Genomic DNA, 3,684 nt, shown 5'->3' on the forward strand with positions numbered 1-3,684 from the left:
CCCGTGGCGGTTGTTGATCTGCTTAACGTTGGTTGTCATTTGTGTTTCTCCTTTTCGTTTGACGATCATTTCTGTCAAATTTCTGCCCATTTTACTTCTCCTGTTTTGGCGTTTGTATGAAGATCAAACCAGATTCGTCGATCGGCTGTTCACTGCGGATAGGATAGAATTCGTATATTAAAAGAGCATTAATCGAGCATTAAAAAATGCTAATGAACCTGCCATCGAATTCTGCTCCCGAAAAACCCTATAACCACAGTCCAACTCACCCGTCGATGAAATCCGATCGCCTGTTCAAGGCATATTTGCGCATCTTTGCGATACTTTCTGCCTGGATCTGGCGGATGCGTTCAAGCGAGCGCCCGAAATCATTGGCGACCTGCTGGAGCGCGCATGCGGTCCGCTTGCCGATTCCAAACCGTCTCTTCAGGACTTCGGCTTCCCGAATATCGTTTCTAAACGCTGTAAGGGGAGTTCCATCTGCTGGGCAATTTTCTGCATGGTTGGGTACTGTCCGCTCTCTGCACTCAGCATCCGCATGGTCATGCGAATTCTGGCGGCCGCTTCCAACTTGTTGGTCGGAATGCGAACGGTCTGGCCATGGTCTTGCGTCGCTCGGATCATTGCCTGGCGAATCCACCAGGTTGCATAGGTAGGTCCCCAACATAAAAGCGAAATTAACTGAAGATGATCATTTCTTCATGGAAGACCGGTTGGGAAGATATGAAAAGGCTTGGACGTATTGTATCCACCCGTTTACCAACGGGCGTTTGTAAGCAAGCGGAGGATTTCGCTTGGGGGCAAGGGCTGGCGGTTGATGTTGCTGCTGAATTTCGTCGGTGTTTCTCGGGCTGTAAATAACCCCTCACGTAGATGCGGACACGGGAAGAAAAAGGGTGAATGTACTTCCATGGCCGGGTGGGCTTTCGGCCTCGATTCGCCCCCCGTGAGCCTTGGCGATAGACCGGACGATGCTCAGGCCTAAGCCAACGCCGCCGGCATCCCTGGAACGCGTATCGGTAGCACGGTGGAATCGGTCGAAAATCAGCTGGCGTTCATCTGCGGGAAAACCAATGCCCGTGTCGGTCACGCTCAGGGATGCCCATCTGTCATCGGCGGAAAGGGTTAGGGTGACCCGACCGCCTGCCGGTGTATATTTGATGGCGTTATCGACCAGGTTTAACAGAGTTCTTCGAAGATGCTCTCGGTCACCATCCACGACTACCGATTCCATGGGGCCTGAATGAAGGGCGATGGAATGCTCATCTGCAATTACCATCATCTGATTGCAGACATCACGGATAAGCATCTTCAGGTCTACCGGTTGTATGTCCATCCGCATTACGCCGGCATCGGCCCGGGCGAGTAAAAGCAGCCCCTCAACCAAATGATTAATCCGATCGATCTCCTCGAGTCCACTTTTTAAAACATCTTTATACTCCTCGGGGCTTCTGTGTGAACGAAGAGCGACTTCTATCTCCCCTTTCAGTATGGTGAGGGGGGTTTGAAGTTCATGGGAGGCATCGGCACTGAATTGACGCATTTGGTAAAATGCGTCATCCAGCCGATCCAGCATATCGTTGAGTGTTTTGGCCAGCCGATCCAATTCATCGCCATTGCCTGTCACTGGAAGGCGTTCGTCGATATGCTCCGCGCTGATGCGCCGTGCTGTTCGTGTCATATGATCGACCGGCCTGAGCGCCCGCCGGGCCAGCAGCCACCCTCCCCCGCCGGCAAACAAAAGGCCAAAGGGAAACACAGATGCCATGATCAGGAGGAATCGGCGCCGTGTTTTTACCATGTTCTCCAGTGACATCCCCACCCGGACCAGACTGGCGACACGACCGGCTTCAATCACCGGTATCGTCAGAACGCGCACTGGGTAGACACCCGTGGTTGTCATCGTTTCGATAGTGTGTAATCCCTGGGAGGCATTCTCAAGGGCTTCGGGGCTGATGTACAAATCGTTCCCGTATGTATGAGGCAGGCGTGGATCACGCCGGCCACGCGGATCAAACAAATCGACATAGCGATCGAGTGGCGAGAAGCCAAAGAAGCGACGGAAGAGTTCATCGACATCACCGGGCACTGGGGCGGCATCCCCCGTGCGGGTCCTTTGGACCATCACTTCAGCGACCCCTTTCAAGGCGGAATCGATGTCACGGGAGAGGCTGTATGCCAGGAGTCCATAAGCGATGCTGCCTAAAATAAAAAACGTCAGGGTCAATAGGGTGGTGTACCAGATGGTCAGCCCTGTTCCGATGGATTTAAGGTGCATATTCTACTCCACTTTCAGCACGTAGCCCACCCCACGGACCGTGTGAATCAATTTTTTCTGGCGATCGGTATCGATTTTCTTTCTCAGGTAGTTTACATAAACATCGATGACATTGGTCATCGAGTCAAAATCATAATCCCAGACATGTTCGGCGATCATTGTTCGGGTGAGGACGCGCTCGGAATTGCGCATGAAGTAGTCGAGCAGCGAAAATTCCTTGGTTGTCAACTCGATCTTTTTTTCTCCCCGGAATACGATGCGCCTTGCCGGATCCAATGTGAGATCGGCGACTTTAAGAAGCGGCCGTTCGGCTTCCGGCTGTCGTCTAAGCAAGGCCCTGACCCTGGCCAGGAGTTCTTGGAACGCGAACGGCTTGGTCAGATAATCGTCGGCGCCGGTATCCAAACCAATTACCTTATCCTCAATGGCAGCCCTGACCGTAAGGAGAAGAACGGGAGTTGAAACGTTCTTCTGACGAAGGTGGCTGAGAACTGCCAGTCCGTCTTTAACGGGAAGATTGATATCCAGAATAATCAGATCATGGATACCATCCAATCCCATTGCCAGTCCGGTTTCTCCATCGGAAGCCGAATCGACCGCGTAGCCCTCCTCCTCAAGCCCCTTTTTGATAAAACGGGACACTTTCATCTCGTCTTCCACCAAAAGGAGTCGCATCAGATAGCCCCCTTCGCGGCTGATGATACCGGTGTATTCACCACGGCAAACAAAGCCAGCGCCAGATGCAGACTGGCGGAATAGACCGCGTCTCCCCCGGTCATTTGGGGCCGTTGGTGGTGAGCGGTGCACCCGGTGCAGCGGCTAAAACCGACAGACCGGTCGCAATGGCGGTTGGCAAGTCGATCAGCCACAAAAAAAAGCCGACAATGCAAGAATCCAGCGGGTATGACGATCATCGGCAGAAACTGGGCCAGGACATAGGGCCTCAAATCGCCAACCCCGGTTTTCTCTGTAAAATACCAATACAACACAAACAGAATCCCGACAACAGAAAGGGGAACCCAAGGCATCGGGCCCAACCGTGGGGAAACAAACGCTACGGTGACAATAGAATCCGACGACATGGTGGCAATCACTATGGGGTTTCGGTCCTAAACCAGGGATTCATTGCTTGGCGCCAGGTGGCAATCTCCGGAACCCACGACGGCCAACGCCACACTGATGAACAAAACAGCATAGATTTAACGTTTTTAAAACAATAATATACAAATTTCAACTTAGGAGAGATGATGGGTGGGGTGCACGCTGGTGAAATATGCGGGGATCTTAGATGGCGGTTACCGTCTGAAAAGAAGCGCAGGCGACCTTTTTCGGCTTTTCTTGACCACGATTTTTTACTGTTACCCAAACTGAGCGATTCACCTTTCTCGAAGAAGGTCGATTGTTAA

5 protein-coding genes are annotated in these 3,684 nt (G+C 52.2%); all 5 read right to left on the minus strand.

Annotated elements, in window-relative coordinates; genetic code table 11:
* Nucleotides 1–265: 265 nt before the first annotated feature.
* The 5 genes from QNK41_RS22905 to QNK41_RS02080 all read right to left on the minus strand — a co-directional run bounded on the left by QNK41_RS22905 (nucleotide 266) and on the right by QNK41_RS02080 (nucleotide 3,147).
* The gene (locus QNK41_RS22905; RefSeq protein ID WP_413815102.1) at nucleotides 266–448 is read right to left on the minus strand and encodes a sigma factor-like helix-turn-helix DNA-binding protein; all 183 of its coding nucleotides are present in this window, start codon (nucleotides 446–448) and stop codon (nucleotides 266–268) included.
* Nucleotides 427–624 (minus strand): hypothetical protein, encoded by a 198-nt coding sequence (locus QNK41_RS02065; RefSeq protein ID WP_319253240.1) that lies wholly within the window; start codon nucleotides 622–624, stop codon nucleotides 427–429. The genes QNK41_RS22905 and QNK41_RS02065 overlap by 22 nt, the downstream gene beginning before the upstream one ends.
* A 241-nt stretch (nucleotides 625–865) precedes the next feature.
* On the minus strand, nucleotides 866–2,278 hold the full coding sequence (locus tag QNK41_RS02070) for a heavy metal sensor histidine kinase (protein ID WP_319253242.1): 1,413 nt from the start codon (nucleotides 2,276–2,278) through the stop codon (nucleotides 866–868).
* A 3-nt stretch (nucleotides 2,279–2,281) separates the two neighbouring features.
* Complete coding sequence (locus tag QNK41_RS02075; RefSeq protein ID WP_319253244.1) at nucleotides 2,282–2,953, minus strand: response regulator transcription factor; 672 nt, start codon at nucleotides 2,951–2,953, stop codon at nucleotides 2,282–2,284.
* Entirely contained in the window at nucleotides 2,953–3,147 is a 195-nt protein-coding gene (locus QNK41_RS02080) for a hypothetical protein (RefSeq protein ID WP_319253246.1), read from the minus strand. The genes QNK41_RS02075 and QNK41_RS02080 overlap by 1 nt, the downstream gene beginning before the upstream one ends.
* Nucleotides 3,148–3,684 lie beyond the last annotated feature (537 nt).

The organism is Desulfosarcina sp. (assembly GCF_033791525.1).
In the GTDB taxonomy this organism is placed as follows: domain Bacteria; phylum Desulfobacterota; class Desulfobacteria; order Desulfobacterales; family Desulfosarcinaceae; genus Desulfosarcina.

Coding starts and splice junctions, on each gene's coding strand:
- QNK41_RS02065 (WP_319253240.1), bottom strand. CDS start 624: ATGATCCGAGCGACGCAAGACCATGGCCAGACCGTTCGCATTCCGACC.
- QNK41_RS02070 (WP_319253242.1), bottom strand. CDS start 2,278: ATGCACCTTAAATCCATCGGAACAGGGCTGACCATCTGGTACACCACC.
- QNK41_RS02075 (WP_319253244.1), bottom strand. CDS start 2,953: ATGCGACTCCTTTTGGTGGAAGACGAGATGAAAGTGTCCCGTTTTATC.